The organism is Planktotalea sp. (assembly GCF_965659345.1).
Lineage (GTDB): Bacteria > Pseudomonadota > Alphaproteobacteria > Rhodobacterales > Rhodobacteraceae > Planktotalea.
The window spans coordinates 1-24,683 of record NZ_CBFHVK010000021.1; the positions used below are offsets into that span (position 1 = coordinate 1).

28 protein-coding genes are annotated in these 24,683 nt (G+C 52.4%); 14 read left to right on the top strand and 14 right to left on the bottom strand.

Features of this window, described 5'->3' with window-relative positions; genetic code table 11:
• The first annotated feature begins 159 nt into the window (after positions 1–159).
• Positions 160–657 carry an SH3 domain-containing protein gene (locus ACTG3Z_RS14775; RefSeq protein WP_375265905.1) on the top strand — a complete coding sequence of 166 codons (498 nt, stop codon included), beginning with the start codon at positions 160–162 and terminating at the stop codon, positions 655–657.
• 87 nt (positions 658–744) lie between these two features.
• On the opposite strand, the gene ACTG3Z_RS14780 is transcribed toward ACTG3Z_RS14775, so the two are convergent.
• The 4 genes from ACTG3Z_RS14780 to ACTG3Z_RS14795 all read right to left on the bottom strand — a co-directional run bounded on the left by ACTG3Z_RS14780 (position 745) and on the right by ACTG3Z_RS14795 (position 4,599).
• A complete protein-coding gene (locus ACTG3Z_RS14780) occupies positions 745–1,623 on the bottom strand; it encodes an extensin family protein (RefSeq protein WP_439143811.1) in 879 nt (292 codons plus the stop codon).
• Positions 1,620–2,534 (bottom strand): prephenate/arogenate dehydrogenase family protein, encoded by a 915-nt coding sequence (locus ACTG3Z_RS14785; protein WP_439143812.1) that lies wholly within the window; start codon positions 2,532–2,534, stop codon positions 1,620–1,622. Before ACTG3Z_RS14785 ends, ACTG3Z_RS14780 begins: the two co-directional genes overlap by 4 nt.
• Positions 2,531–3,616, bottom strand: coding sequence for a histidinol-phosphate transaminase (gene hisC, locus ACTG3Z_RS14790; protein ID WP_439143813.1), 1,086 nt, complete (start codon positions 3,614–3,616; stop codon positions 2,531–2,533). The genes ACTG3Z_RS14785 and hisC overlap by 4 nt, the downstream gene beginning before the upstream one ends.
• Before the next feature lie 341 nt (positions 3,617–3,957).
• Complete coding sequence (locus ACTG3Z_RS14795; RefSeq protein WP_439143814.1) at positions 3,958–4,599, bottom strand: NAD(P)H-dependent oxidoreductase; 642 nt, start codon at positions 4,597–4,599, stop codon at positions 3,958–3,960.
• A 125-nt stretch (positions 4,600–4,724) separates the two neighbouring features.
• Here ACTG3Z_RS14795 and ACTG3Z_RS14800 point away from each other — a divergent pair, with 125 nt between their 5' ends.
• The gene (locus ACTG3Z_RS14800) at positions 4,725–5,087 is read left to right on the top strand and encodes a winged helix-turn-helix transcriptional regulator (RefSeq protein WP_439143815.1); all 363 of its coding nucleotides are present in this window, start codon (positions 4,725–4,727) and stop codon (positions 5,085–5,087) included.
• Positions 5,088–5,273: 186 nt separating this feature from the next.
• Here ACTG3Z_RS14800 and rpsD read toward each other — a convergent pair whose 3' ends face one another.
• A complete protein-coding gene (gene rpsD / locus ACTG3Z_RS14805) occupies positions 5,274–5,894 on the bottom strand; it encodes a 30S ribosomal protein S4 (RefSeq protein WP_375265899.1) in 621 nt (206 codons plus the stop codon).
• Between the two features lie 338 nt (positions 5,895–6,232).
• On the opposite strand from rpsD, the gene ACTG3Z_RS14810 reads away from it, so the two are divergent.
• Positions 6,233–7,189, top strand: a complete 957-nt coding sequence (locus ACTG3Z_RS14810) for a transferrin-binding protein-like solute binding protein (RefSeq protein ID WP_439143816.1) — start codon at positions 6,233–6,235, stop codon at positions 7,187–7,189.
• Positions 7,190–7,207: 18 nt separating this feature from the next.
• Here ACTG3Z_RS14810 and ACTG3Z_RS14815 read toward each other — a convergent pair whose 3' ends face one another.
• Positions 7,208–7,780, bottom strand: coding sequence for a DNA-3-methyladenine glycosylase I (locus ACTG3Z_RS14815; protein WP_439143852.1), 573 nt, complete (start codon positions 7,778–7,780; stop codon positions 7,208–7,210).
• Positions 7,781–7,899: 119 nt separating this feature from the next.
• Here ACTG3Z_RS14815 and ACTG3Z_RS14820 point away from each other — a divergent pair, with 119 nt between their 5' ends.
• The 3 genes from ACTG3Z_RS14820 to phbB all read left to right on the top strand — a co-directional run bounded on the left by ACTG3Z_RS14820 (position 7,900) and on the right by phbB (position 10,955).
• Complete coding sequence (locus ACTG3Z_RS14820) at positions 7,900–8,736, top strand: EAL domain-containing protein (protein ID WP_439143817.1); 837 nt, start codon at positions 7,900–7,902, stop codon at positions 8,734–8,736.
• Positions 8,737–8,926: 190 nt separating this feature from the next.
• Positions 8,927–10,102: an acetyl-CoA C-acetyltransferase gene (locus ACTG3Z_RS14825; RefSeq protein WP_439143818.1), complete on the top strand. Its 1,176-nt coding sequence runs from the start codon at positions 8,927–8,929 to the stop codon at positions 10,100–10,102.
• A 130-nt stretch (positions 10,103–10,232) separates the two neighbouring features.
• Positions 10,233–10,955: an acetoacetyl-CoA reductase gene (gene phbB, locus ACTG3Z_RS14830; RefSeq protein ID WP_375265896.1), complete on the top strand. Its 723-nt coding sequence runs from the start codon at positions 10,233–10,235 to the stop codon at positions 10,953–10,955.
• A 79-nt stretch (positions 10,956–11,034) separates the two neighbouring features.
• Here phbB and ACTG3Z_RS14835 read toward each other — a convergent pair whose 3' ends face one another.
• Positions 11,035–11,493: a hypothetical protein gene (locus ACTG3Z_RS14835; RefSeq protein WP_439143819.1), complete on the bottom strand. Its 459-nt coding sequence runs from the start codon at positions 11,491–11,493 to the stop codon at positions 11,035–11,037.
• Between the two features lie 310 nt (positions 11,494–11,803).
• On the opposite strand from ACTG3Z_RS14835, the gene ACTG3Z_RS14840 reads away from it, so the two are divergent.
• A complete protein-coding gene (locus ACTG3Z_RS14840) occupies positions 11,804–12,382 on the top strand; it encodes a thymidine kinase (protein ID WP_375265894.1) in 579 nt (192 codons plus the stop codon).
• Positions 12,383–12,391: 9 nt separating this feature from the next.
• On the opposite strand, the gene ACTG3Z_RS14845 is transcribed toward ACTG3Z_RS14840, so the two are convergent.
• The 5 genes from ACTG3Z_RS14845 to ACTG3Z_RS14865 all read right to left on the bottom strand — a co-directional run bounded on the left by ACTG3Z_RS14845 (position 12,392) and on the right by ACTG3Z_RS14865 (position 15,441).
• Complete coding sequence (locus ACTG3Z_RS14845; protein ID WP_439143820.1) at positions 12,392–13,339, bottom strand: 2-hydroxyacid dehydrogenase; 948 nt, start codon at positions 13,337–13,339, stop codon at positions 12,392–12,394.
• Entirely contained in the window at positions 13,339–13,677 is a 339-nt protein-coding gene (locus tag ACTG3Z_RS14850) for a tRNA-binding protein (RefSeq protein ID WP_439143821.1), read from the bottom strand. The genes ACTG3Z_RS14845 and ACTG3Z_RS14850 overlap by 1 nt, the downstream gene beginning before the upstream one ends.
• A complete protein-coding gene (gene proC / locus ACTG3Z_RS14855) occupies positions 13,670–14,482 on the bottom strand; it encodes a pyrroline-5-carboxylate reductase (RefSeq protein ID WP_439143822.1) in 813 nt (270 codons plus the stop codon). The genes ACTG3Z_RS14850 and proC overlap by 8 nt, the downstream gene beginning before the upstream one ends.
• 30 nt (positions 14,483–14,512) lie before the next feature.
• Positions 14,513–15,013 (bottom strand): YbjN domain-containing protein, encoded by a 501-nt coding sequence (locus ACTG3Z_RS14860; protein WP_375266362.1) that lies wholly within the window; start codon positions 15,011–15,013, stop codon positions 14,513–14,515.
• 188 nt (positions 15,014–15,201) lie between these two features.
• The gene (locus ACTG3Z_RS14865; protein WP_375266361.1) at positions 15,202–15,441 is read right to left on the bottom strand and encodes an accessory factor UbiK family protein; all 240 of its coding nucleotides are present in this window, start codon (positions 15,439–15,441) and stop codon (positions 15,202–15,204) included.
• A gap of 96 nt (positions 15,442–15,537) precedes the next feature.
• Between ACTG3Z_RS14865 and lgt the strand changes: the two genes are divergently transcribed.
• The 5 genes from lgt (at position 15,538) to ACTG3Z_RS14890 (ending at position 19,578) form a co-directional block, all read left to right on the top strand.
• Positions 15,538–16,419, top strand: a complete 882-nt coding sequence (gene lgt / locus ACTG3Z_RS14870) for a prolipoprotein diacylglyceryl transferase (RefSeq protein WP_439143823.1) — start codon at positions 15,538–15,540, stop codon at positions 16,417–16,419.
• Positions 16,416–17,480 carry a class I SAM-dependent methyltransferase gene (locus tag ACTG3Z_RS14875; protein WP_439143824.1) on the top strand — a complete coding sequence of 355 codons (1,065 nt, stop codon included), beginning with the start codon at positions 16,416–16,418 and terminating at the stop codon, positions 17,478–17,480. The genes lgt and ACTG3Z_RS14875 overlap by 4 nt, the downstream gene beginning before the upstream one ends.
• Positions 17,477–18,232 (top strand): peptidoglycan editing factor PgeF, encoded by a 756-nt coding sequence (gene pgeF / locus ACTG3Z_RS14880; RefSeq protein ID WP_439143825.1) that lies wholly within the window; start codon positions 17,477–17,479, stop codon positions 18,230–18,232. Before ACTG3Z_RS14875 ends, pgeF begins: the two co-directional genes overlap by 4 nt.
• A 124-nt stretch (positions 18,233–18,356) precedes the next feature.
• Positions 18,357–18,500 (top strand): hypothetical protein, encoded by a 144-nt coding sequence (locus ACTG3Z_RS14885; RefSeq protein WP_439143826.1) that lies wholly within the window; start codon positions 18,357–18,359, stop codon positions 18,498–18,500.
• Positions 18,501–18,894: 394 nt separating this feature from the next.
• Positions 18,895–19,578, top strand: coding sequence for a Hint domain-containing protein (locus tag ACTG3Z_RS14890; RefSeq protein WP_439143827.1), 684 nt, complete (start codon positions 18,895–18,897; stop codon positions 19,576–19,578).
• Between the two features lie 9 nt (positions 19,579–19,587).
• On the opposite strand, the gene ACTG3Z_RS14895 is transcribed toward ACTG3Z_RS14890, so the two are convergent.
• Complete coding sequence (locus tag ACTG3Z_RS14895) at positions 19,588–20,088, bottom strand: Lrp/AsnC family transcriptional regulator (protein ID WP_375266355.1); 501 nt, start codon at positions 20,086–20,088, stop codon at positions 19,588–19,590.
• Between the two features lie 208 nt (positions 20,089–20,296).
• On the opposite strand from ACTG3Z_RS14895, the gene trxB reads away from it, so the two are divergent.
• A complete protein-coding gene (gene trxB / locus ACTG3Z_RS14900; protein WP_375266354.1) occupies positions 20,297–21,238 on the top strand; it encodes a thioredoxin-disulfide reductase in 942 nt (313 codons plus the stop codon).
• Between the two features lie 165 nt (positions 21,239–21,403).
• A complete protein-coding gene (locus tag ACTG3Z_RS14905; protein WP_439143828.1) occupies positions 21,404–23,482 on the top strand; it encodes a bifunctional sulfate adenylyltransferase/adenylylsulfate kinase in 2,079 nt (692 codons plus the stop codon).
• 36 nt (positions 23,483–23,518) lie between these two features.
• Here ACTG3Z_RS14905 and ACTG3Z_RS14910 read toward each other — a convergent pair whose 3' ends face one another.
• The gene (locus ACTG3Z_RS14910) at positions 23,519–24,682 is read right to left on the bottom strand and encodes an iron-containing alcohol dehydrogenase (RefSeq protein ID WP_439143829.1); all 1,164 of its coding nucleotides are present in this window, start codon (positions 24,680–24,682) and stop codon (positions 23,519–23,521) included.
• Between the last annotated feature and the right edge of the window lies 1 nt (position 24,683).

Sequence of the window (24,683 nt, forward strand, 5' to 3'; positions counted from 1 at the left end):
CAGGCGTCGCGTCACGACAACACTTAAGCGTTCTGATGGCATCTTGCTCTCCTTGCGGCTTTTCAAACAGGCTATTGACGTGCAGAGTGCCTAAAAGCGCCGCCACCTACAAGAAGCGAGGCGCAATAATATTACGCAGTCAAAAATACAGGCCCGTCAATGAAACCAATTGCGACGCTTTTGCGAGCAGGCATGCTCGCGCTTATAGCAGCAACTGCCAGCGCATCAGAGCGCGGGGCGGTGACCAATTTGCCATTGCCACGATACGTTTCCTTAAAGGCGAGCGAAGGCAATGTCCGCCGTGGACCATCGCTCAGCCATCGTATCGACTGGGTCTTCAAACGTCGCGACATGCCCCTAGAAATCACCGCAGAACACGGTCACTGGCGGCGCGTGCGTGATCGCGATGGCGCAGGCGGTTGGGTCCATTACTCATTGCTTTCTGGCACACGCTACGTGCTGATTGAACAAGATATGCTCGCCCTTTATCAACGCGCGGATCCATCAACGCCAGTAATGGCGCGCTTAGAACACGGCGTCATCGCGCGTTTAGGTAAATGCGGTCCCGCATGGTGCCGCCTCACGTCTTCGGGCTATAAAGGTTGGGCACCTAAAGCCTCTCTTTGGGGTGTTAAACCAGAAGAATTACGCGAATAAAGCACATCTCTTCCTTTCTCTGAAAATATCCGACCGGCTGGGGGACTAGTCCCCCAGCCGGTCGGATCGCACAGCGATCCGAAACCATCACCTGCAATAACTGCCGGAGCGATAGCGCGCGGTATCAAAATGAAAATGGTCATGATGGAAGCGATCAGCATTTGGCCCTAAAACTGTTCCAAACGGCCCACAGGCCGCTTTGTGCATACGCTTCAAAGCAGGTCCGTTTTTGGCTGAACGCCACCCTTTCAAAACTGTAATCACTTCTTCATTCTTCAACTTGATGCCAGAAATATCTATCGCGCGGCCTTTGCCGTGCTCTGAAATTTTGGCGCCTTTTTGATTATTGCGGGTGCGACAAGCGTAATGCGCGGCAACGCGCAAGGACTTTACGCCACCGCCGCGATTGCCAAGTGCGGGCTTCACACCCTTATCAATCCAGGCTCTCAATGCTTTTGCCGTGCCACAATCCATCACCGATGATTGACTCAAAACAACGCCAGAAACAGATCGCACCTTTACAGCATTCTGAACGCCACATCCACGAATACGACCCGGCACAGCGCCAACAGCATCCCCTTGAATTGCGGGATCACCGCAAACGGCACCTTTGGCAAGTTCGCGTTTGGCTTGGCGACGTTGGCCCATGACCTTCTCTGCCAAACCCTTTGGGCGCGTCATAGGATGAAGTGATTGTGGCAGTCCAACAGCAGCAGAGGCCAGAATAACCTGCGCACCCGCGCCCATTGCCTTTTCCTGTTCAGATGCTGGGCGTAACTTCGGACGACTTGGCAAGGCTGCCTCGATAGCTAACAGCGCCTTGGCTTCTGGACGGAGCTTCGGGCGCGTCAAAGCTTGCGCAGGCTCTTGCCCCCTTGCAAGTGGGCGCGTTGAAGTATCGGGTGCAATCGCAGCTGCGGGCATTGCTAAACAGCCAATCAAAATCGCAGCAATCACATGTTTCATGTTTTCGTTCGTCCAAAATCAGGAGCATCGGTATCCTGCCCCGCTTCAACAATGCCACGCCGGATCGCGCGTGTGCGCGTGAAATAGTCGTGCAACATATCTCCGTCCTCCGTGCGAATGGCGCGCTGTAAAGCAAAAAGCTCTTCTGTAAAGCGTCCCAAAATTTCCAGCGTCGCGTCTTTGTTGTTTAAGAAAACATCGCGCCACATGGTAGGGTCTGACGCGGCAATACGCGTAAAGTCGCGAAATCCCGCCGCTGAATAATTGATCACTTCGCTATCGGTCACACGGCTAAGATCATCAGCAACCCCAACCATTGTATAAGCGATGAGGTGTGGGGCGTGTGACGTCACCGCCAGCACGCGATCATGATGATCTGCATCCATACGTGCTGTTTTCGATCCAATCGCTTGCCATAATATTTCAAGCTGATCCACCGCGGATACATCACTACCCTCAACGGGTACGATCAAAAACCAGCGCTCTTCAAACAGTTCAGCAAAGCCCGACCGCGGACCTGAATGCTCAGTACCCGCAAGCGGATGTGAGGGCACAAAATGCACTGTGTCAGGCAAGTGCGGTTGCACCGCAGCTATAACAGCTTGTTTGACCGAACCAACGTCCGTCACCGTCGCTCCAGCCTTCAAAGCCGGTGCAATCTCGCGGGCGACTGCGTCCATCGCACCAACAGGCACACAAAGGACTACAAGATCAGCACCTGCAACGGCTTCTGCAGCACTGTCGCAAATGCGATCACACAGGCCTATTTCTCGCGCGATATCACGTGTTTCACTTGAGCGCGCATAGCCCGTCACTTCGCCAACCAAATCATCGCGTTTGAACGCCCAATAGAGCGAGGACGCAATCAGCCCGAGGCCAATCAGCGCAACGCGTTCATAAACCTGGCTCATCGCGCGCCGCCTTTGAACTGTCCAACCGCATGCGCAACCTGACGGCAGGAGGCTTCATCACCCACCGTAATGCGCAAAGCGTTTGGCAGTTTGTAACCCTTAACACGTCGCACAATCAGGCCTTGGCTTTTAAGGTATTCATCGCACTCGCCAGCTTCCTCATCACTGCCAAAACGCGCAAGAATAAAGTTAGCGAGACTTACATCAGATGGCACACCGTGCGCTGCTAGAGCGTGCGAAAGCCAATCACGCCACTTCGCATTCGCCTCTCGGCACTGATTAATGTAAGCTTGATCTTGCATCGCGGCTAAAGCAGCACGCAAGCCAGCATCGCTCAGATTAAATGGGCCACGGACGCGGTTCAGAACATCAATGATCGCCTTGGGTGCATATCCCCAACCAACCCGCAAAGCGCCTAGGCCGTAAATCTTGGAAAATGTGCGCGTCATAACAACGTTGTCGCGCGCGTCTACCAAAGCCGCGCCACCATCATACTCTTCGACATATTCGGCATAGGCACCGTCAAGCACCAAAATCGCTTGCTCGGGCAACCCTTCCGCCAAGCGCTCAACCTCTGACAGGGAAATCATCGTGCCTGTCGGATTGTTAGGGTTGGCAATAAAGACAAGCTTTGTTTTTTTGGTACATGCTGCGAGGATCGCATCAACATCTGTGACGCGACTTTGCTCTTTTACTTCAACAGGTTTCGCCCCAGCGACACGCGCAGAAATCGCATACATTGCAAAGCCGTGTTCTGTGTGAATGACTTCATCCCCTTTGCCCGCATAGGCCTGACACAAGAACGCAATAATCTCATCCGAACCGGCACCACAAATGATACGTTCTGGATCTAAATCATAGACTGACGCAATCGCCGCGCGCAGTTCGCTGTGATCAGAAGATGGATAGCGATGCAAAAAGCGCGCTCCAGCTTCATAAGCTTTTATAGCTGCGGGTGATGGTCCAAAAGGGTTCTCATTCGAGGACAGTTTGACAACATTGCTCACGCCTTCAACATGGGCCGCACCGCCTTGGTATAGCGCGATATCGAGTATGCCGGGCTGTGGTCTAATCTTGCTCATGTCTGTCTCCTTTAAGGCGTTTTAGCCGTGAGGGGATAGGAAGGCTAGCGCGAAAGATTTGCTCACAAGCACGCACATAGCAGCATGAGTTATGGACTGTTCGAAAGCCTTGGCAATGCAACCCTGAGATCTCGTTGCATTTTTCTGCTTTGCAGCGACGTTTGGTCCTCAAACAGTCGATAGGAAGAAAATGCGCGCGCAGAACGGTTCTCACGAAAACTGCGGTTTTGCGATGCGTGGATAAACCAACTGTGCTTGTTTTCCGCAAAGCGGCCAATGACCGCTTTGCGTTATCTTCAATTCTTTAGGCAGCAGACTAAGCGCACTAAACCCCGCAAAGATTAATCGACGTGCGTAACAATCGTTTCGAGTGGCTTGCGCACTTTGCCCATCGGCAACAACCAATCGCCAGTCGGGTCACGGTAGCCAAGAGGCAACAGCACGACTGATCGCAATCCGCGCGATTTTAGATCTAGAATTTCATCAACTTTACTTGGGTCAAAACCTTCCATCGGGGTGCTGTCGACTTCTTGCTCTGCCGCAGCTACCAGCGCAATTCCAAGCGCAATATAAGCTTGGCGTGCAGCGTGTGCATAGTTCACTGCCGCATCGCGCGGTACATAGTTGTTCTTTAGATTGTCATAGTATGCATGCAACATCGGCAAATCGCCGCGCGCTTTAACGTTAAGATCAACCACCTCGTCGATACGATCGGCTGTGTAATTGTCCCACGCAGCGAAAACCAGAAGATGAGACCCATCTGTTATCTGCGCTTGACCGCCTGCCGCTTCTCGAATGGCCGCCAATTTCTCCGGGTTTGTTACAACGAGCAGTTCAAAGGGCTGCGTGCCGCTCGATGTTGGAGCCATCCGGATTGCTTCGATAATAACATCAAGCTTTTCTTGTGGAACCACCTTGGCTGTGTCCATTTTTTTAGTCGCATAGCGCCAGTTCAACTGTTCGAGAAGAGTGCTGTCGGTCATGTATTTGTTCCTATTGTAGGCACGTATTCTGTGCAGTATATATTAGTAACCAGAGACATATTCAGAACCAACACGCCGCACAAGAACGCACATCAAAGATACTCGGTCACACAAAAGGAACCGATATGTTAGATTCGGCTCAATGCCCCGACTGCAAGCGCATCAACGAAGTTTTATCGCGCGTTGGTGATCGTTGGAGCGTTCTTGTGATTATTTCTCTGGGCCAATACGGAACCCTTCGCTTCAATGAGCTAAAGCGCAATTTGGGTATTTCGCAACGGATGCTAAGCCTGACGTTGAAAGAGCTCGAGCGAGACGGATTGGTCAACCGGACCTATCATCCGACGATCCCACCAAAGGTGGAATACAATCTCACACCGATGGGTCAATCATTCCGCGAGCCGGTCAATGCATTAGGGCACTGGGCCTTAGGTAACCTTGCTAAAATCGATTCCGCGCGAGAAATTTATGATGCTAAAGCGACATAGCACACTATCAGTCTATTCATCCTGACGCCTCAATCTGATCGAGATAGCACTCATTTGCACAACTGCAGCGAATTAGCGGGTTATCCGCATATCAGACCCCCAGCACCTAATTTTATAGCGCCCTGAATCCAACAAAAAAAGGCCCGCAAATGCTGCGGGCCTTTCATAATTTTCAGCAAAAGAACCTTAGTTCTGTGCGTAATATTCGATGACGAGGTTTGGTTCCATCACGACTGGGTATGGAACATCAGACAAACCAGGCGTGCGAGTGAATGTCGCTGTCAGCTTGGAGTGGTCTACTTCCATGTAGTCAGGCACATCACGCTCTGGAAGCTGAGTCGCTTCGAGAACTGCTGCCATCTGCTTGGAACGGTCACGTACTTCTACAACGTCGCCTTCTTTAACGCGGTAAGATGCAATGTTCACTTTTTTGCCGTTCACACGGACGTGGCCGTGGTTCACGAACTGGCGCGCAGCGAACACTGTAGGGACGAACTTTGCACGGTAAACAACCGCATCGAGGCGGCGCTCAAGCAAGCCGATGAGGTTTTCACCTGTATCGCCTTTAACACGGTCCGCTTCTTTAAAGATCTTCTTGAACTGCTTCTCGGTCAAATCGCCGTAGTAGCCCTTCAATTTCTGCTTTGCACGCAACTGAAGGCCAAAGTCAGATACTTTGGCTTTACGACGCTGACCGTGCTGGCCGGGGCCATATTCACGGCGATTCACTGGGGACTTCGGACGACCCCAGATGTTTTCGCCCATACGGCGGTCAATTTTATATTTGGCAGATGTACGCTTGGTCACAATCTGGATCCTTTCAAGTTTCAATTTTGAAAGGTGCTGTCCTTTGGATTTGCTCTATACGTGAAGGTATAAAAAGAGCGTATCCCGACAGGCATCCCCTTGCGGGGGCCACCAACACCAATGAAGGGGCGCATATACTTAGCGTCCAAGATGAGTCAACCGCTCATGAAGGTGTTTGGATGATTATTGCGAATAAACAATTATTGCGCGGCAAAAAGCACGATATGGCGCATGAAGGGATATGTCTTTCGCGGACCCTTAATTCTTTTTATGATGACCACAGTTTTGCCAAAAATGCATAGCAAATCAGAACTAAGACCTGAAACTGCGGACCTCACATGAAACGCTTTGCCTTCATCCCACTTCCGCTCATGTCGGGGTTCCTTATGTCCGCCTGTGTGTCACAAACATCAACGGACACGATCACGACCGTCGCTGCCGAAATGCCAACCGAAATCACAGTCACACCTGCGAAGACAGCATCTGTGGAAACGCAACCCGAAACCCCTCCAGAACCTGAAGTGCAGGACCCGATACCCTACAACCCGCTTATTTCACCCGAACAGGAGACCCGCATGATCAGCGGTGTTTCTTTGACGCCAAATCAAACAGCGCCGCTGCTTAGGATTAACCTGGCCAGTGGTACGATAGGACCAGACGGGCGCAGCCTCGACTTTGGTGATACTGTTTTCACACTTCAGGATCCGGACGGCCAAAACTCTGCTCAAGAGTTTTCCGATGACACGCTGACCATGATTGTCGATCAGGCTGACTACCAGTTCTCGGCGCGCTATGCGATTGAAGACGGCACAAACGCGACCGCAGGTGTGTTTGGCATCGCAACCAGCGTCGCCGACATGCCCATGTCCGGCACCGCAACCTTTTCTGGCTTTGGAGAAGTCACCGAGATTTACCCTTCGAATTTCCCAGACACCGCCCCAAGGATCATCAATCATACGGCCTCTAGTGAAGTCGATGTGAATTTCGCAACCGGCAAGGTGAACGCCGCGCTCCAGGTTGATGAACCGGTTATACAACTCGGTAGCCAGATCGACAGACTGTCGGCGCGCGGCATGTCGCTGAATGGGTCTTTGTTTTCTGGCACCAATGTCAAAATGTTCAAGAATGGTGAACGCGTTCGCCCAACCGGCACGTCTGCGGACAACGATGCATCTGGCCAGTTCTTCGGCGCGAAAAGGGACAGTTCAGACACGCTAACACCTGCTGAAGTCGGCGGTGTCATCGTTTCCAGCAGTCAAGACGGTCTTGTCTTTGGCACGTTCATCGCAAAATAGAACTGCCAAGCGATCTAGCTAGCGTACCAGCGTCTTCACCTCTTCATGGCGCGGACAGCTCACAAGATGGTCATTCACCATGCCAACCGCTTCCATAAAGGCATAAACAATCGTCGGACCGCAAAATTTGAAGCCACGTTTCTTCAAATCTTTCGAAACTTTTGTAGACAATTCTGTGAATGGCGGCACCTCATCAAGTGTACGCCAAGAGTTCTGGATCGGCGCACCGCCTACAAAATCCCATAGATAGCGATCAAACCCCTGCTCTTGCTCGATACTTTGCCAAACACGCGCGTTGGTTATTGTCGCTGCAATCTTTGCGCGATGGCGAATGATACCGGGATTTTGCAATAGGCGCTCGATGTCGTCTTCGCCCCAACCTGCTATGATGTTTGGTTCAAATCCAGCAAACGCTTCTCGAAAATTCTCTCGCTTTTTCAAGATGGTGATCCAACTCAGCCCAGCCTGGAACCCATCAAGGATCAACTTTTCCCAAAGCGCACGGCTGTCATACTCCGGAACACCCCAGTCAGTATCGTGATAATGAACGTAAATCTCTTCAGACCCGGCCCAGCCACAGATTTCACCCATCTCAATACCCTTCAATCAAAATCACCTTCTGTTCTAATCAAATTAGAACAAAATGGGAATATTAATCTATTGTTAGATGTTTCGCGATTATCAATCACTTGATTTTCAAGGGGACTGAAATGAAGCAAAATCGCAAACGTGGCCAACTTGATCCACACAGCTATGATGACCCGCTCTCGGCTGCGGTGAACCAACGCGATCGCTCTACCCTTGAAATGGTACGCTCTGCGCTTGAGCATAAGCAAGTAATGCTGGCCTATCAGCCAATCATGGCCAGTACGGGTGACGTGGCTTTTTACGAGGGCCTTATTCGTGTTTTGGATGAAACCGGTCGTATCATTCCTGCGCGTGAGTTTATCAACGTGATTGAAGAAACAGAAATGGGGCGCATTGTTGATTGCCTCGCTCTGGAAAAGGGCCTGCGCGCACTTCGCAAGAACCCGACCTTGCGACTTTCAATCAATATGTCCGCACGCTCTATCGGTTATGGTCGTTGGAAGCGTGTCCTTGATCGCAACCTACGAAATGATCCAACGCTTGGTGAACGTTTGATAATGGAGATCACAGAAACCTCTGCGATGCTTGTGCCAGAACTTGTCATTGCGTTCATGGCCGATCTGCAAGAGCGGGGCGTTTGCTTTGCGCTCGACGACTTTGGTGCTGGATATACTTCTTTCCGATACCTGCGGGATTTCTACTTCGACATGATCAAAATTGATGGACAGTTTATCCGTGGAATCGCCCACAACCCTGACAATCAGGTGTTGGTGCGCGCGTTAGTCTCTATTGCCCAGCACTTTGACATGTTCACCGTCGCCGAGTTTGTCGAAAATAGTGACGATGCAACTTTCCTCGCCGAAAACGACATTGACTGCTTGCAAGGTTACTATTTCGGTGCCCCGACGGTTCGCCCACCTTGGGAAGAAAACACAACAGCGCTGCGCGCCAGCGCATAAATCCGAGCCATGCAAAATGCTCAACCCTGACCCTATGCTTTTGGCTGAGACACCCTGACAGTTTACACGCAACCCTTGCACAGGCTATTGACGCGGCGGAAAGATAGACACGCACGTAGCAGATGCCCAAGCAATTTGGCAGCTGTTACTTGGTGACAGAGTTCTTCGCCACAAAAAGACAGAGGGTCATATGACAAATATTGTAATCGCCTCCGCCGCTCGGACTGCCGTTGGCAGCTTCACGGGTTCCTTCGCAAATACGCCTGCACATGATTTGGGTGCAACAATGTTGAAAGGCCTTGTTGAACGCGCGGGCATAGACGCCGCTGACGTCTCAGAAACGATTCTGGGGCAGGTTCTGACCGCAGGCCAAGGGCAAAACCCAGCACGCCAAGCGCACGTAAATGCAGGCCTCCCTATCGAATCCTCGGCTTGGTCTATTAACCAGGTTTGTGGTTCCGGCCTTCGCGCTGTCGCGCTTGCTGCACAACACATCCAGCTTGGTGATGCGAGCATTGTTGCCGCAGGTGGTCAAGAAAACATGTCCCTGAGCCCCCACGTCGCACATCTGCGCGCAGGTCACAAAATGGGTGACATGAAGTACATCGATAGCATGATCCGCGATGGACTTTGGGATGCGTTCAACGGCTACCACATGGGCCAAACAGCCGAAAACGTTGCAGAAAAGTGGCAAATTAGCCGTGATATGCAGGACCAGTTCGCTGTCTCCTCCCAGAACAAAGCAGAAGCTGCGCAGAAAGCTGGCAAATTCGCTGACGAGATCGTTCCGTTTGTCGTCAAGACACGCAAAGGCGACATCATTGTTGATAGCGACGAGTACATCCGCCACGGCGCAAACCTTGAAGCAATGGCAAAGATGCGCCCAGCGTTTACCAAGGATGGTTCCGTCACAGCGGCAAACGCCTCTGGCTTGAACGACGGCGCGGCAGGTGCATTGTTGATGACTGCGGATGAAGCAGAGAAACGCGGCATCGAGCCGCTCGCGCGTATTGCGTCTTACGCGACTGCAGGTCTTGATCCGTCCATCATGGGCGTTGGCCCGATCCACGCATCCCGCAAAGCTTTGGAAAAAGCTGGCTGGAAAGCAGAAGATCTTGATCTCGTAGAAGCGAATGAAGCGTTTGCGGCGCAAGCTTGTGCTGTCAACAAGGACATGGGCTGGAACCCGGAGGTCGTAAACGTCAACGGCGGCGCAATCGCGATTGGTCACCCAATCGGAGCGTCTGGCGCGCGTATCCTCAACACGCTTCTCTTTGAAATGAAGCGCCGCGATGCGAAAAAAGGTCTCGCAACGCTTTGCATCGGTGGCGGCATGGGCGTCGCTATGTGCCTCGAACGTGCGTAACTAAGGATGTGAGGGGGGGGATCAAACCTCCCTCACATAACGTTAAAAATCCTTCACGAAACATTATTGCTAAATTCTATCGCGATCAGTAATAAGATTACTGACGCAATTGATAATTGGAGACTACATCATGGCAAGAGTTGCACTCGTCACAGGCGGTTCACGCGGCATCGGCGCTGCTATTTCTAAAAAGCTTCAGGCAGACGGCTTCACAGTCGCAGCCACATACGCGGGCAACGACGAAGCCGCAGCCGCATTCACGGCAGAAACAGGGATCAAAACCTACAAGTGGAATGTCGCAAGCTACGAAGAAAGCTCAGCGGGCATCGCTCAGGTCACGGCTGATCTTGGCGCGATCGAAGTTGTCGTTGCAAACGCTGGCATCACCAAAGACGCGCCTTTCCACAAAATGACACCAGAGATGTGGAACCAAGTGATCGACACCAACCTGACAGGCGTGTTCAACACTGTTCACCCGATCTGGCCCTCCATGCGTGAAAACAAGTTTGGCCGCGTTATCGTGATTTCTTCGATCAACGGTCAAAAAGGTCAGTTCGCGCAAGTCAACTACGCGGCAACAAAAGCCGGCGACTTGGGCATTGTGAAGTCCCTCGCGCAAGAAGGCGCGCGCGCAGGCATTACAGCAAACGCAATCTGCCCGGGCTACATTGCGACAGAAATGGTTATGGCCGTTCCTGAAAAAGTGCGCGACAGCATCATCAGTCAAATCCCTGCGGGTCGCCTTGGTGAGCCAGAAGAAATCGCGCGCTGCGTTGCGTTCCTTGCATCTGACGATTCGGGTTTCATCAATGGCTCGACGATTTCTGCGAACGGCGCTCAGTTCTTCGTCTAATAGCACTTTATCCTAAAACGAAAAAAGCCCCGATATCAAATCGGGGCTTTTTTCATGTGTTGAATATCGAAGGGAGCGCTTACGTGTGCTCGTCTTCCAAGTGCAACTTCATATCAATCAGGACTTGCTGGATCGCGACTGTTTCTTTCAACAAGCGCTTTGCCTCATTCATTGTGATGACGCCATCTTCGATGGAGAGATTGTACTCAGCCATCAACATCGCAAATCGCTGACTAAGGGCGATAACGTCTTGATTCACACCGCCTTTATCATTTGAATTCTTGCGACGTTCGTCAAATGACAGGGTAATTCCCTTCAATTCGGCCAGCGCTGCTGTCACATGTGGGTAAGATGCGGCTTCTTCCAATGCGGCGACTGCGTCGACCGGCATAAAGCGGTCCGCGTGCTCGTCATTGTCCGAATAGTAACGCCCGAGTGTCGCTTTGGATTTTCCGGTAAGCTCGCAAGCTGGCTCGATGCCAACGTCTTTCACCAAAGCTTCCGTATGCTTTTTTAGATAGCTGCCAACTCCGGCCATACCGCATCCCCAATTCCCCCAAGACTTTTGGGGGGAAGTTCTTAATTACATTCCCATGCATCATTTAGCGGGAATGTGAGATTTGTAAACCGTTCTGATGGTTTCAGAGCGTGTGAGTAACGAGTGACCCTAAGTTTAGGGTGTAAACCAAAGAGGGCGACCCAAAGCGCTTTCTGCGGTGGGTCGTCAAAGTTGGTGTCATGAGTATTGGGCGTGTGAGGGTCAGGGGTTTCTGCTTTACACGCCCTTTTGTTTTTCTGGGCCACAAAGCCGACTTGCCAGTGCCTGCAGCTTTGGGCAAAACGCACGTATGGCCAAACTGTATTTCCACTATTCAACGATGAACGCGGGCAAATCGACTGTCCTGCTTCAAGCCGCCCATAACTATATCGAGTGCGGTATGAACGTACATTTGTTAACCGCGCGTTTTGACAACCGCGCTGGGGATGGCCGTATCGCAAGCCGAATTGGGATCGGCAAAGATGCTGATACGTTTGATGATACAGACGATCTTTACGAAAAACTTGCAATGCGTTTGGCACAAGGCCCTTGTGCGTGTGTATTCATTGATGAAGCGCAGTTTTTGTCAGAAGACCACGTATGGCAGCTCGCGCGCGCGGTCGATGACTTAAAGGTCCCTATCATGTGCTACGGCTTGCGCGTCGATTTTCGCGGTAAGCTCTTCCCTGGCTCTGCGGCTTTGTTGGCGTTGAGCGATGAAATGCGCGAAGTGCGAACCATTTGTCATTGCGGGAAAAAGGCAACGATGGTCATTCGACAGGACGAAAATGGCCGTGCTTTAACCGAAGGCGAACAAGTTCAAATCGGTGGCAATGAGGTTTATGTCTCACTGTGTCGCCGTCATTGGCGCGAAGCAACAGGCCGCTAAAAAACGCTCTTAAACAGGGTTCGGCAATGCCTCGCCCTTTGCGAAAGCCACGGCATTTTCGACAGCCATCAACCCCATGCTCGTGCGCACCTCTAACGTTGCCGTACCAAGGTGCGGAAGCAGGACAACATTTTCCATCACCTTCAGCGCATCGGGGACCTTGGGTTCAAACTCATACACATCAAGTCCAGCGCCAGCGATTTGACGCGATTGCAAGGCTGCAATCAGTGCTTCTTCTTCAACCACTTCACCACGCGCGATATTGATAAGATGCGCATGTGGCTGCATGGATTTAAGCAACTCTGCGTCTACCAAATGCTTCGTTGATCCCCCCGGAACAGCAACCACCAGCACATCCACTTGAGCAGCAAGCTCATTCAAGGTCGCAATTTGATCGGCAGGAAAATCCATCTTTTTGATTGAGCGATTAAAATAGCTAACCTTCATCCCAAACCCGAAGTGGCAACGCCGTGCAATCGCCTGACCAATCCGGCCCATACCGACAATGCCGACATGTTTGCCACTTAAATGCAGTCCGAGCATTTGGGTCGGATGCCACCCTTCCCAAGCGCCCGCGCGCACCAAGCGTTCCCCCTCACCCGCGCGCCGCGCGCTCATGAGCATAAGGGTCATCGCGATATCAGCCGTCGCATCAGTCACCGCACCCGGTGTGTTGGTGACAAAAAGGCCCGCCGTTTTCGCAGCAGTGACATCAATATGGTTAAACCCGACCCCAAAATTAGCGAGCATTTTTGCACGAGGTTCCGGCACATCAGCGAACACTTGAGCACTATAAAGATCACCTAAAGTGGGAAGGATTGCATCGTAATCTCGCAAGGACGCGCGCAATTCATCACCTGTTAATACTGATGTGTTCTCGCGCACGCTCACATCAAACGTTTGACGCGCGGCATCTACAACTGGCGTCGGAAGGGGACGGGTCATAAGCAGTTTCATCAGAACAATCTCACACCTTTTGGGACATCTTGATCAGGCGCGATCAAAACAACCTCGCCATCTGCGTCGGGTACACCAAGGACCAGCACTTCGCTCATGAACTTCCCAATCTGGCGCGGCGGGAAATTTACAACCGCCATAACTTGCCGACCGATCAAGGTCTCAGGAGTATAATGCGCGGTGACCTGTGCAGAGCTTTTCTTCACACCAATCTCACCGCCAAAATCCACTTGCATCTTGATCGCAGGTTTGCGCGCTTCTGGATAAGGTTCTGCGTGGATAACCCGCCCCACGCGGATATCGACCTGCATAAAGTCATCAAATGTTATCTCAACCATTGCCCAATTCCTTTGAACGATCTGTTGCAGCTTTCACTGTCGCGGCCATGAGCGGTGCAAGTGCATCCTCGCCCATCAAAACCTCAAGCCCCGCCTGCGTCGTGCCATTTGGCGAAGTCACATTGATGCGCAATCGCTCGGGCGTCTCGTTCGCCGTTTCCGCCAAGACCCCTGCCCCTGCAACTGTCGCTTTGGCGAGCTGCATCGCCAAATCACTTGGCAATCCTTGCGCAACACCCGCCGCGGCGAGCGCGTCGATCATGTAGAAAACGTATGCAGGACCAGAGCCGGACACGCCCGTGACCGCATCCATCTGGCTTTCCTCGCTCAAGCGGACCACTTGCCCGACTGCGCTCAGTAATGCCTCGGCCAAGTCCAAGTCCGCGCTCGTAGAATTTCTGTTTCCAATAATTGCCGTGATTCCCTTGCCCACCGCTGCCGGCGTATTCGGCATGGCACGTACGATGCTGGCGTCCTTGCCCAGCGCATCCTCGTAAGATGCAATCGATACTCCTGCAGCGACGGACAAAAAGACCGTGCCGTCTTTCGGCAAAGCCGCCAACGCGGGCAAAGCCTCGCCCATCATTTGCGGCTTCACGGCGATCAAAACGACCGCAGGGGCGTTTGGAAAGCCTTCGTTGATATGCACACCTGTGGCTTTCAACCAATCTGATGGAAAGGGATCTTGCACCCAAACCGAACCAACAGGCAATCCGCCCTCGAGCCAACCCGCGAGCATTGCAGAGCCCATTTTACCGCATCCCAGCAGCACCAAGCCGCGTGCCGCGACAGCATCCATATTCATGTGTACCCCCGAATTTCTTTGGGGAAAGTGTTACGCGCGGCCGTAGGCCTCTGCAATGGCAACATCGAGCGCGTTTTCAACGCTGCGATCGCCCCAAATGACAAGTTGCAATGCAGGATAATATCGCTCTGCGCTTGTCACGGCAGCACTGATCATCGTGTCGATCTGATCGGGGCCAGCGACCTGACCGCCCGCAAGAACCAAGCCGTAGCGATACACCATCAACTGCTGTTCTTCCCAATACGTGTAGGCACCGGCCCAGCACCGATCATTGATCGCGTTTAGCATTTCAAAAAGTTGGGGCAGTTTGGCTTTCGGCGGCTCCATTTCAAAGGTGCAAATCATCCGCAAGGTTTCATCATACGCTGACCAAGCCAGCGTGATCGCATAATTGCGCCACTGGCCTTCAACGTTCATCGCAATTTGATCATCGTGAATGCGGTCAAATTCCCACTCGTGATGCTCGGCCACATGCTCCACCAGATCAATCGGATGAATATCGTCTTCGATAAACTGCTCGAGATTGGCCATGGTCACCCCCATTTGTGGTTATACATCGCCCATCTAGTAGACGCCTGCAGACTGCTTACCATATATCGTGGGGGTGTTGCGCGCAGCTGTAAAGCAATAACTTGGGGATAACCGCAATAAGTTGTGGACAAAAAAAGACCTGCCACAAGATGCAGCAGGTCTTCATAAATTCTTAGTCTTTCGTGCGTTTACTTGGCTTCTAAGGCATCAAGGCGCGCTTTCAGCGTAGCGTTTTCTTCGCGCGCTTTTTGCGCCATCGCGCGTACTGCGTCGAATTCTTCGCGCGTGACAAAGTCGCGATCTGCCAGCCAGCGATCCACCAAAGAGCTCATCGCCGTCTCGGCTTCTGTCTTTGCACCCTGCGCCACGCCCATTGCATTGGTCATCAGTTGCGAAATATCGTCTAGAACTTTGTTTCGAGTTTGCATATTTGCCTCCGTCGCTCCATTTGAGTGATATATGGGCTTGAAAGCACCAAGCCACAAGGCGTCAACTCGGCGCAGATGACATCAAGGCAGAGCATAATGCAGGCAGCGATCCAGTTCCCCCCAATCTCACCAGAGATTTTTTCCATCGACCTGTTCGGCTTTGACTTTGCGCTGCGGTGGTATGCGCTAGCCTATATTGTGGGTATTTTGATAGGTTGGCGGCTCGCGCTGATGGCTGTGAAAGCCGCGCGGCTTTGGCCCAACGATCAATCCCCGATGACACCTGCGCAAGTGGAGGATTTGCTCACCTCGGTGATTTTGGGCGTAATTGTTGGCGGGCGTCTTGGGTATGTGGTGTTCTATCAACCTGCCTATTACCTTGCTCACCCACTTGAAAGTTTCATGATCTGGCAAGGCGGGATGTCGTTTCACGGCGGCCTCCTTGGTGTGATTGCGGCTGGTCTTTATTTCTGCGCGCGCACCGGTATTTCCAAACTTCATACGGCGGACATGATGGCGCTTGCCGTTGCACCCGCGTTGTTCCTTGGGCGCATTTCGAATTTCATCAATTCAGAACTTTGGGGCCGTCCGACTGATCTTCCATGGGGCGTCATATTCCCTGACGCAGCAGCGCAACAATGTGGCTCATTGATAGATATCTGCGCGCGACATCCTTCACAACTTTACGAAGCGTTGCTCGAGGGGTTGATCCTCGGCACTGTCATTTTGTGGCTCGTCTGGCGACGCGATGCGCTTAAGTTTCCCGGCACAATAATGGGAATATTCTTTGCAGGGTACGGCGCTGCACGCTTTTTTGTGGAATTCGTACGCCAACCCGACGCGCAATTCATCACTGAAGGCAATCCCCTTGGCCTCGCGCTGCAAACAGGAGGATATGGCTTTACGATGGGCCAACTCCTGTCGATCCCGATGATCCTCATCGGCATATGGTTCATACTGCGCGCCCGTAAAGCATGACCCCGCTCGAAAAGATCCTAACCGCGCAGATCAAAGCGCAAGGCCCGATCAGCGTATCGGACTACATGGCAATCTGCCTGTTTCATCCAGAGCATGGATACTACAGCACGCGCGACCCCTTTGGTACGACTGGTGATTTCATCACGGCACCTGAGGTAAGCCAGATGTTTGGCGAACTCATTGGCCTAACGCTTGCGCAAACATGGATAGAGCAGGGCAAGCCCGCGCGTATCGCCTTGGCGGAACTTGGTCCTGGGCGTGGCACTCTAATGGCTGATATTTTACGCACTGTAAAAGCAGTTCCAGCCTTTGCAGCGGCCTGCGAGATTCACCTTGTTGAGGCGTCACAACGCTTACGCAAAGTTCAAGCACAGACGCTGCAAAACGTGACACCGACTTGGCATGATCATACGGAAGAATTGCCCACCGATGTGCCGCTTTACCTTGTGGCAAATGAGTTCTTTGATGCACTGCCAATCCATCAAATGATCCGCGACGGCGATTCTTGGCGCGAACGGCAAGTCGGTATTGAAGGCGAAGCACTGACATTCGGCCTGAGCGCTGGCGCACCTTTGAGTGTACTTGCACATCGTCTTGAAGATACAAAAGACGGTGATCTTGTTGAATTCTGCCCGCAAGCGCCCACGATTATGCAAAGCCTCGCAAAGCGGGTCGATGCAAATGGCGGCGCTGCCCTGATTTTTGACTATGGCGATTGGCGCTCCCTTGGCGACACTTTGCAAGCGCTGCGTGCGCATGAAAAAGTTGCTGCCCTTTATAAACCCGGCGAAAGCGATCTCACTGCGCATGTTGATTTTGAAGTGCTTGTCGCTGATTTACCCTGCGCCCACTCGCGTATCACGCCGCAAGGGATATTCCTTGAACGTCTCGGCATTACAGATCGCGCACAAGCGCTTGCGAAAAACCTAAACGGTACAGACTTGAAACAGCATATCGCGGCGCACAGACGCTTGACCCATCCTGATGAAATGGGGACGATATTCAAAACTTTCGCGCTCTTTCCAAGCGGCACAAATCCACCAGCGGGATATGAAACATGACGATAGAAACGCTCAAGGCTGACTCACTGCACGCCATAAAGCACGGCTTTTTCACTCGCAAAGGCGGTGTATCAACCGACATTTATGAAGGCTTGAACTGTGGCTCTGGCTCAAATGACGCCGCACCAGCGGTTCAAACCAATCGTGCGCGCGTTGCAGATCACATAGGGACCTCGGTGAATGCTCTGGTTGGGGTTCATCAGCATCACAGCGCGGATGTTGTAACAATCGTTGAACCAACCGATGAGCGCCCCAAAGCAGATGCCATGGTGACGAACCAAAAGGGCATTGCCCTAGGTATTCTTACTGCTGATTGCCAACCAGTCCTACTTGCCGACGCTGACGCTTGCGTAATCGGCGCGGCACATGCGGGTTGGAAGGGCGCTTTGAACGGGGTTCTTTCCAACACAGTTAACGCGATGGAAGCGCTTGGCGCGAAACGTGCCAATATCTCAGCGGCCATTGGTCCCTGCATTTCACAAAAAGCATATGAAGTTGGCCCAGAATTTTTCGAGGACTTCGTCGCAACGGACCCCGATTTCATGCGCTTCTTTGCAAATGGCGAAAACGATCGTATGCAATTTGACCTTCCAAGCTTTGGCTTACACATGTTGCGCGACGCAGGCGTTGGCACAGCGGAATGGATCGGTCACTGCACTTACGCGGATGAGGCACGCTTTTACTCCTATCGCCGCACAACGCACCGCAAGGAAGCCGACTACGGGCGGCTCATCTCTGTTATTCGATTGTGAACAATCACACAGTGTCCGCGCTATTAACCTAAATCCACCTAATGCCTGCCACTTTGCCGCCCTAATCAAGCGGCATCACCGTTACCGATAGGTAAACAAAAACGAGCATAAGGCAGGATTAACCATGAAACCCAAAGCACGCTTCATAGCATCTGTCGTGAACACAGCTAAATCCGAAGTTCCGGCGCTCCCTTTTGAGCGCGGTGCACGACGTGCGGCCTTCATAGCCAAGCGCAACACTGAGAAAAAAGAACTCAAGTCGGCCTGATCTTCAGATCGGAGCGTTTTCACGACTTCTAAACGCACCACGATTCGGCGCGACATAAGCAGAACACGCCCACTTCTGGGCACAAATGTGGCAGCTTTGCCTTTTTCTGGCGAAACAGTCCCTTCAAAACGAGCAGCATTGGTGAAGAGTAATGAAGAAATTAACCTAAATTTTGACACACGCCCAACGGGCATGACATTCATAATTCAGATTTAACGACTTGTCCGGTCGTCGTTGTCGGTGGGGGCCGACGCGGTTGTGACATACCTCGATAGGTATATTCATGGCGAACCAACTTTCACCCGCATTGCGGGCAGAAAATACATATTCCCTCCCGGTCACAACTGATCGGTACTCTCCCTCCCAGGAGCGTTCTCAGCGCACTCAACCTCTCATGCGCAAATTTGAGATTGCTTCCCTCCTTCCCTGTGGCGCGGCGCGCACCTCTCACCATCTTGCGCCTGCCACTGACCTCTTTGAATCAGCCTGTTCCGCCTTTGCGCGTGGCACTCTCATCTCGACCCCTATGGGTCCGGTTGCTGTCGAAGACCTGCTTCCCGGCGATTTGATTGATACGGTTAATGGCGATCCTGAGCCTTTGATCTGGATCGGCTCGACCAGCTTTGTACCTGCGCAAGCCCTCCCGACATCGTCCCTTAAAGGGCTTATTCGTCTCGTCTCTGATGGGTATTCAAATATAGGATCGCTTGGCGACGTTCTTCTTGGCGAGAATGCCCGCTTGTTACAAAGGCCCCCATCGCTTGAAGAAAAGATAGGGGTTAGCTGCGTTCTCACGCCTGCGCGCGACCTTGAAGATGGTCATTCCACCTTTCTCGTTTCACCGCCTAGCCCTGTGCGATTGTTTCATCTACGCACTAAAAAACACACAGCAATCTATGCAAACGGTCGCGAAGTCGAAACTTACCACCCGGGAAAAGGCGCAGAAGATCAGCTTGGCGAAAACATGCGCTCGCTCTTTTTATCGTTGTTTCCAGATATTGATCGCTTCGAGGACTTCGGCGCTTTGGCCTATCCACGAATGTCCAAAGAAACTTTGGAAAGCTTGACCCGCTACTAAGCGATTAAGTCAGTCTGACTGGCTCAATCGCTCTTCAAGCACGTCAAATGGAACACCTGGCTCGTCCTTTGCCCCACGAATGACGAGCGAGGTTTTCACGCTTCCTACATTTTCCGTGGTCAAAAGTTCGGAGGTCAGAAAACTCTGGAATGAGCTCAGATCAGGTGCGACGCATTTCAAAACGAAATCAACTTCACCATTGAGCATGTGACATTCGCGTACCAACGGCCAATTACGGCACTGCTCCTCAAAGGCGCTCAGATCTGCCTCTGCCTGACTTTGCAGCCCGACCATTGCAAACACCTGCACCTCGAAGCCAAGTTCGCGTGCATCCACATCAGCATGATAGCCCTTAATGTAACCCGCTTCTTCAAGCGTACGCACACGACGCAAGCAGGGGGGCGCGGAAATTCCGACGCGCTTGGCGAGTTCAACGTTGGTCATTCGACCATCCGCCTGTAATTCAGCAAGAATTTTGCGATCAATTGGGTCGAGTCGCGTACCAGCCATGCGTGTCCCTCCGATGAGTGTACTTTGCCGATGTAATACAAACCACATGGTACACGCAATAATGTTTCGCAAGTGCGCAAGAAAATTATCCTATCATTCATTTGCTCACACAAACATCGCAATCGGGTGATTGGATTGCTTGGCGCTTTTAGCGCCTTTGATTCCCCGCTATAGAGAGCCACGAAATTTAGCAAAAGGCAGCGCGCATATGGCCGAGACACGTCACTCCAAAGTTCTTATCATCGGCTCCGGCCCTGCTGGCTACACCGCCGGCGTCTATGCCAGTCGTGCGATGTTGAACCCTATTTTGGTGCAAGGTATCGAACCTGGCGGCCAACTGACAACGACAACGGAAGTCGAAAACTGGCCCGGCGATTCCGAAGTACAAGGCCCCGATTTGATGATCCGTATGGAAGCTCACGCCAAGGCGATGGGCACAGAAATCATTGGTGATATCATTACTGACCTCGACCTCTCCGAGCGCCCGTTCAAAGCCAAAGGCGACAGCGGCACGCTCTATACGTGCGACTCCGTTATCCTTGCGACCGGCGCGCGCGCAAAATGGCTTGGCCTGCCATCGGAAGAAAAGTTCAAAGGCTTCGGCGTATCTGCCTGCGCAACCTGCGATGGTTTCTTTTATCGCGGCATGGAAATCGTCGTTGTAGGTGGCGGCAACACCGCTGTGGAAGAGGCCCTGTTTCTAACCAACTTCGCGTCCAAAGTAACGCTTGTGCATCGCCGCGATGAACTCCGGTCTGAGAAGATTCTCGAGGATCGCTTGATGAAAAACCCGAAGATCGAAACGCTTTGGTTTCACGAGATCGAAGAAGTCTACGGCACTGATGCGCCCCTCGGTGTAGAAGGTGTTAAGGTCAAGCACACCAAGACAGGCGAAATCACAGACCTACCATGCAAGGGCGTATTCGTTGCCATCGGTCATGCGCCCGCCAATGAACTCGTCAGCGACGTTTTGGAAACGCATATGGGCGGCTATGTCGTCACGCAACCTGACAGCACAGCCACTTCGATTCCCGGAGTTTTTGCTGCAGGCGATTTAACGGATCACAAATATCGCCAAGCCGTAACCTCTGCAGGTATGGGTTGCATGGCCGCACTCGAGGCCGAACGCTGGCTGGCTGAGAACGACTAACCTTCTGTTTTATGGTTATTTAATAGCGCCCCACTTACTTCGTGGGGCGTTTTTCGTTGCATCTACGACACGCCACATTGTGCCACAAAATGGCCGCTTGATTTAATTCTGCACATAGATGATACGAAGTTTGTTCACGGATGAACAAACCTTTATGGACGTCTCATGCAGCACGCAGACATCAAAACTTTGCCTCAGGAAGAAGATCAGCTCTTCCGGCTCTTGCGTCAGATCGATCTGACGCCGGAAGGGTCGCAGCGTGCGATGGCAACGGCTTTGAACATCTCACTCGGACGGCTAAACACACTTCTGCGCAGCGCAACTGAAGCTGGTTTCGTCCGTCTAAGCGACCGCAACAGCTCCGACAAACGTCAACGCGTTGCTTACACCCTTACATTGCGCGGCGCAGCTGAGAAGCTCCGTCTCACAGATCACTTTCTCACCCGCAAATTCGCAGAATATGACGCGCTTCATGCCGAATTAACTGGCACGACGAGCGGCCTTGCCCCTTTCAAACACAGGACCAAGCTAATGCAAAACAACCTTGCCCCAATCCCAGAGCTATATGTCTCTTATGATTCCGCACAAAAGATGAAGATGGAAGCGGCAGACCTTACATCACACGATTTATCGCCGCGCCAGACTTGCGACCTAGAGCTTTTGATGAATGGTGGTTTCAACCCGCTCAAAGGCTTCCTAGGCGAAGAAGACTACAATAGTGTCGTCGAAAACATGCGTCTCGCAGACGGCGCGCTTTGGCCCATGCCGATTACTTTGGACGTGTCTGAAGATTTCGCACAGTCCATTGAGCTTGGCCAAGACATCGCGCTTCGCGATCAAGAAGGCGTCATCCTTGCAACAATGACGGTCACAGATCGTTGGGAACCCAACAAGGCTAATGAAGCCGAAAAAGTCTTCGGTGCTGACGACGATGCGCACCCAGCAGTGAACTATCTTCATAACCAAGCGGGCAAGATCTACCTCGGTGGACCCGTCACAGGGATCCAACAGCCTGTGCATTACGATTTCCGTGGAAGCCGCGACACACCAAATGAGCTTCGCGCGTATTTCCGCAAAATGGGTTGGCGCAAAGTTGTTGCGTTCCAAACCCGGAACCCCTTGCACCGCGCACATCAGGAACTCACCTTCCGTGCCGCGAAAGAAGCGCAAGCAAACCTTTTGATCCACCCTGTTGTTGGCATGACGAAGCCTGGCGACGTCGATCATTTCACGCGCGTACGTTGCTACGAAGCGGTGCTGGACAAATATCCAAGCTCCACTACTTCAATGTCTCTCCTGAACCTCGCTATGCGCATGGCTGGTCCACGTGAAGCCGTTTGGCACGGTCTGATCCGCGCAAACCACGGCTGCACACATTTCATCGTTGGCCGCGATCACGCTGGCCCCGGTAGCAACTCACAAGGCGAAGATTTCTACGGCCCATACGATGCCCAAGAACTCTACCGTGCGAACCAGTCTGAAATTGGTTGCGAAATGGTCGATTTCAAACACATGGTTTGGGTTGATGAACGCGCACAGTATGAAGCGATTGATGAGATCGAGGACAAAGACAAGGTCACGATCCTCAACATCTCAGGCACGGAACTGCGCCGCCGCTTGGCCGAAGGTCTTGAGATCCCAGAGTGGTTCTCTTTCCCCGAAGTCGTAAAAGAGCTGCGCAAGACCAAACCACCACGCTCCAAACAAGGCTTTACGGTCTTCTTCACAGGCTTTTCTGGCTCCGGTAAATCAACAATCGCCAACGCGTTGATGGTGAAGTTGATGGAAATGGGCGGTCGTCCTGTGACCCTTTTGGATGGCGATATCGTGCGCAAGAACCTCAGCTCTGAGCTGGGCTTCAGCAAAGAACACCGTGACCTGAACATCCGTCGCATCGGATATGTGGCTTCAGAAATCACCAAGAACGGCGGTATTGCAATCTGCGCGCCGATCGCACCCTACGCAACCACACGACGTGCGGTACGTGAAGACGTTGAAGCCTTCGGTGCTTTCGTAGAGATCCACGTCGCCACCTCGATCGAGGAATGTGAGCGCCGTGATCGCAAGGGCCTCTACAAGCTCGCGCGTGAAGGCAAGATCAAGGAATTCACGGGTATTTCAGATCCCTATGATGTACCTGCGAACCCAGAGCTTAGTGTTGAGACAGAGAATGTCGACGTTGATAACTGCGCGCACCAAGTGATCCTCAAGCTGGAAAGCATGGGCCTGATCGCTGCCGAGTAAGTGAACCAGAGGGCGCGTAGACATGCGCGCCCTTTTCTACCAAATCTGTTGATATAATTGAATAATTTCATCCGCACTCGGGATACGCGGGTTGTTCTGGGGCGATCCTGACGCAAGTGCCTGTTCCGCCATCACAGAAAACATAGCATCATCTTTTGCATGGCCTAATTCGCTAGGGCACGGCACCTTCAAATCATCGTTTAAACGCGTCAATTCCTCAACCAATCTCGCACAGGCCATCTCATCACTCTCGCGCTCAGAAGCCCAGCACATCACCCGCGCGCAGGTTGCGTATCGCTCCGGTGCATCATTGACCGAAAATGCCGTAACAGCCGGCAAAAGCATTGCGTTCGACAGCCCATGCGCCACATGGAAATGCGCACCAATCGGGCGGCTCATGCCATGCACTAATGCGACCGATGCGTTTGAAAATGCCATACCCGCCTGCGACGCCGCAAGCATCAGCGCTTCGCGCGCGATTGCATTTTCTGGATCATGGCAAGCGCTGCGCACATGTTCAGAAATGAGCGGCATGGCAGATAAAGCAAAAGCGTCGGTATATGCGAACGCACGGCGGCTCACATAGGCTTCCATCGCGTGGGTCAAACTGTCCACTGCCGTATCCGCTGTAATCCGCCAAGGTTTTGTCGTCGTAAATGTCCAATCGATCAAAGCCGCAGTGGCGACACAGGCGAGCCCCGACAAATTGTATTTTTCAGTCCGTTCCGTATCAGTGATCACACACCAACGGGTCAATTCTGAGCCAGTACCACCCGTCGTTGGGATCAAAATCACAGGCGGTCCGCAGCGATCAATCTGATATGGCGCTTTGTAATCGCGCACGTGACCTGCGTTGTTGCTCATGAAGCTGATGGCTTTCGCCGTATCCATAGGGGAGCCACCACCAAGCCCTATGACACAATCATAATCGCTTTGGGCAAACGCGCTCAGACCAGCATCAACACAAGTATCCGTGGGATCTTCGACAACATCGTCAAACACACCCCAAGCCACTCCTGCACTATCCAGAACATCCGTAACTGTTGCGACATGGCCCAAAGTGATGAGATTTTTATCTGTAACGATTAAGGGTTTCGAGAGCCCCAACTGCTCAAGAACGTCGGCCACTTCCAAAGCCACCCCACCGCCAATTCTAATGACACGGGGCGATTGAACGCGGCCGATTGTTCCTGACAACATT

Coding starts and splice junctions, on each gene's coding strand:
- ACTG3Z_RS14775 (WP_375265905.1), top strand. CDS start 160: ATGAAACCAATTGCGACGCTTTTGCGAGCAGGCATGCTCGCGCTTATA.
- ACTG3Z_RS14780 (WP_439143811.1), bottom strand. CDS start 1,623: ATGAAACATGTGATTGCTGCGATTTTGATTGGCTGTTTAGCAATGCCC.
- ACTG3Z_RS14785 (WP_439143812.1), bottom strand. CDS start 2,534: ATGAGCCAGGTTTATGAACGCGTTGCGCTGATTGGCCTCGGGCTGATT.
- hisC (WP_439143813.1), bottom strand. CDS start 3,616: ATGAGCAAGATTAGACCACAGCCCGGCATACTCGATATCGCGCTATAC.
- ACTG3Z_RS14795 (WP_439143814.1), bottom strand. CDS start 4,599: ATGACCGACAGCACTCTTCTCGAACAGTTGAACTGGCGCTATGCGACT.
- ACTG3Z_RS14800 (WP_439143815.1), top strand. CDS start 4,725: ATGTTAGATTCGGCTCAATGCCCCGACTGCAAGCGCATCAACGAAGTT.
- ACTG3Z_RS14810 (WP_439143816.1), top strand. CDS start 6,233: ATGAAACGCTTTGCCTTCATCCCACTTCCGCTCATGTCGGGGTTCCTT.
- ACTG3Z_RS14815 (WP_439143852.1), bottom strand. CDS start 7,780: ATGGGTGAAATCTGTGGCTGGGCCGGGTCTGAAGAGATTTACGTTCAT.
- ACTG3Z_RS14820 (WP_439143817.1), top strand. CDS start 7,900: ATGAAGCAAAATCGCAAACGTGGCCAACTTGATCCACACAGCTATGAT.
- ACTG3Z_RS14825 (WP_439143818.1), top strand. CDS start 8,927: ATGACAAATATTGTAATCGCCTCCGCCGCTCGGACTGCCGTTGGCAGC.
- phbB (WP_375265896.1), top strand. CDS start 10,233: ATGGCAAGAGTTGCACTCGTCACAGGCGGTTCACGCGGCATCGGCGCT.
- ACTG3Z_RS14835 (WP_439143819.1), bottom strand. CDS start 11,493: ATGGCCGGAGTTGGCAGCTATCTAAAAAAGCATACGGAAGCTTTGGTG.
- ACTG3Z_RS14840 (WP_375265894.1), top strand. CDS start 11,804: ATGGCCAAACTGTATTTCCACTATTCAACGATGAACGCGGGCAAATCG.
- ACTG3Z_RS14845 (WP_439143820.1), bottom strand. CDS start 13,339: ATGAAACTGCTTATGACCCGTCCCCTTCCGACGCCAGTTGTAGATGCC.
- ACTG3Z_RS14850 (WP_439143821.1), bottom strand. CDS start 13,677: ATGGTTGAGATAACATTTGATGACTTTATGCAGGTCGATATCCGCGTG.
- proC (WP_439143822.1), bottom strand. CDS start 14,482: ATGAATATGGATGCTGTCGCGGCACGCGGCTTGGTGCTGCTGGGATGC.
- ACTG3Z_RS14860 (WP_375266362.1), bottom strand. CDS start 15,013: ATGGCCAATCTCGAGCAGTTTATCGAAGACGATATTCATCCGATTGAT.
- ACTG3Z_RS14865 (WP_375266361.1), bottom strand. CDS start 15,441: ATGCAAACTCGAAACAAAGTTCTAGACGATATTTCGCAACTGATGACC.
- lgt (WP_439143823.1), top strand. CDS start 15,538: ATGCAGGCAGCGATCCAGTTCCCCCCAATCTCACCAGAGATTTTTTCC.
- ACTG3Z_RS14875 (WP_439143824.1), top strand. CDS start 16,416: ATGACCCCGCTCGAAAAGATCCTAACCGCGCAGATCAAAGCGCAAGGC.
- pgeF (WP_439143825.1), top strand. CDS start 17,477: ATGACGATAGAAACGCTCAAGGCTGACTCACTGCACGCCATAAAGCAC.
- ACTG3Z_RS14885 (WP_439143826.1), top strand. CDS start 18,357: ATGAAACCCAAAGCACGCTTCATAGCATCTGTCGTGAACACAGCTAAA.
- ACTG3Z_RS14890 (WP_439143827.1), top strand. CDS start 18,895: ATGCGCAAATTTGAGATTGCTTCCCTCCTTCCCTGTGGCGCGGCGCGC.
- ACTG3Z_RS14895 (WP_375266355.1), bottom strand. CDS start 20,088: ATGGCTGGTACGCGACTCGACCCAATTGATCGCAAAATTCTTGCTGAA.
- trxB (WP_375266354.1), top strand. CDS start 20,297: ATGGCCGAGACACGTCACTCCAAAGTTCTTATCATCGGCTCCGGCCCT.
- ACTG3Z_RS14905 (WP_439143828.1), top strand. CDS start 21,404: ATGCAGCACGCAGACATCAAAACTTTGCCTCAGGAAGAAGATCAGCTC.
- ACTG3Z_RS14910 (WP_439143829.1), bottom strand. CDS start 24,682: ATGTTGTCAGGAACAATCGGCCGCGTTCAATCGCCCCGTGTCATTAGA.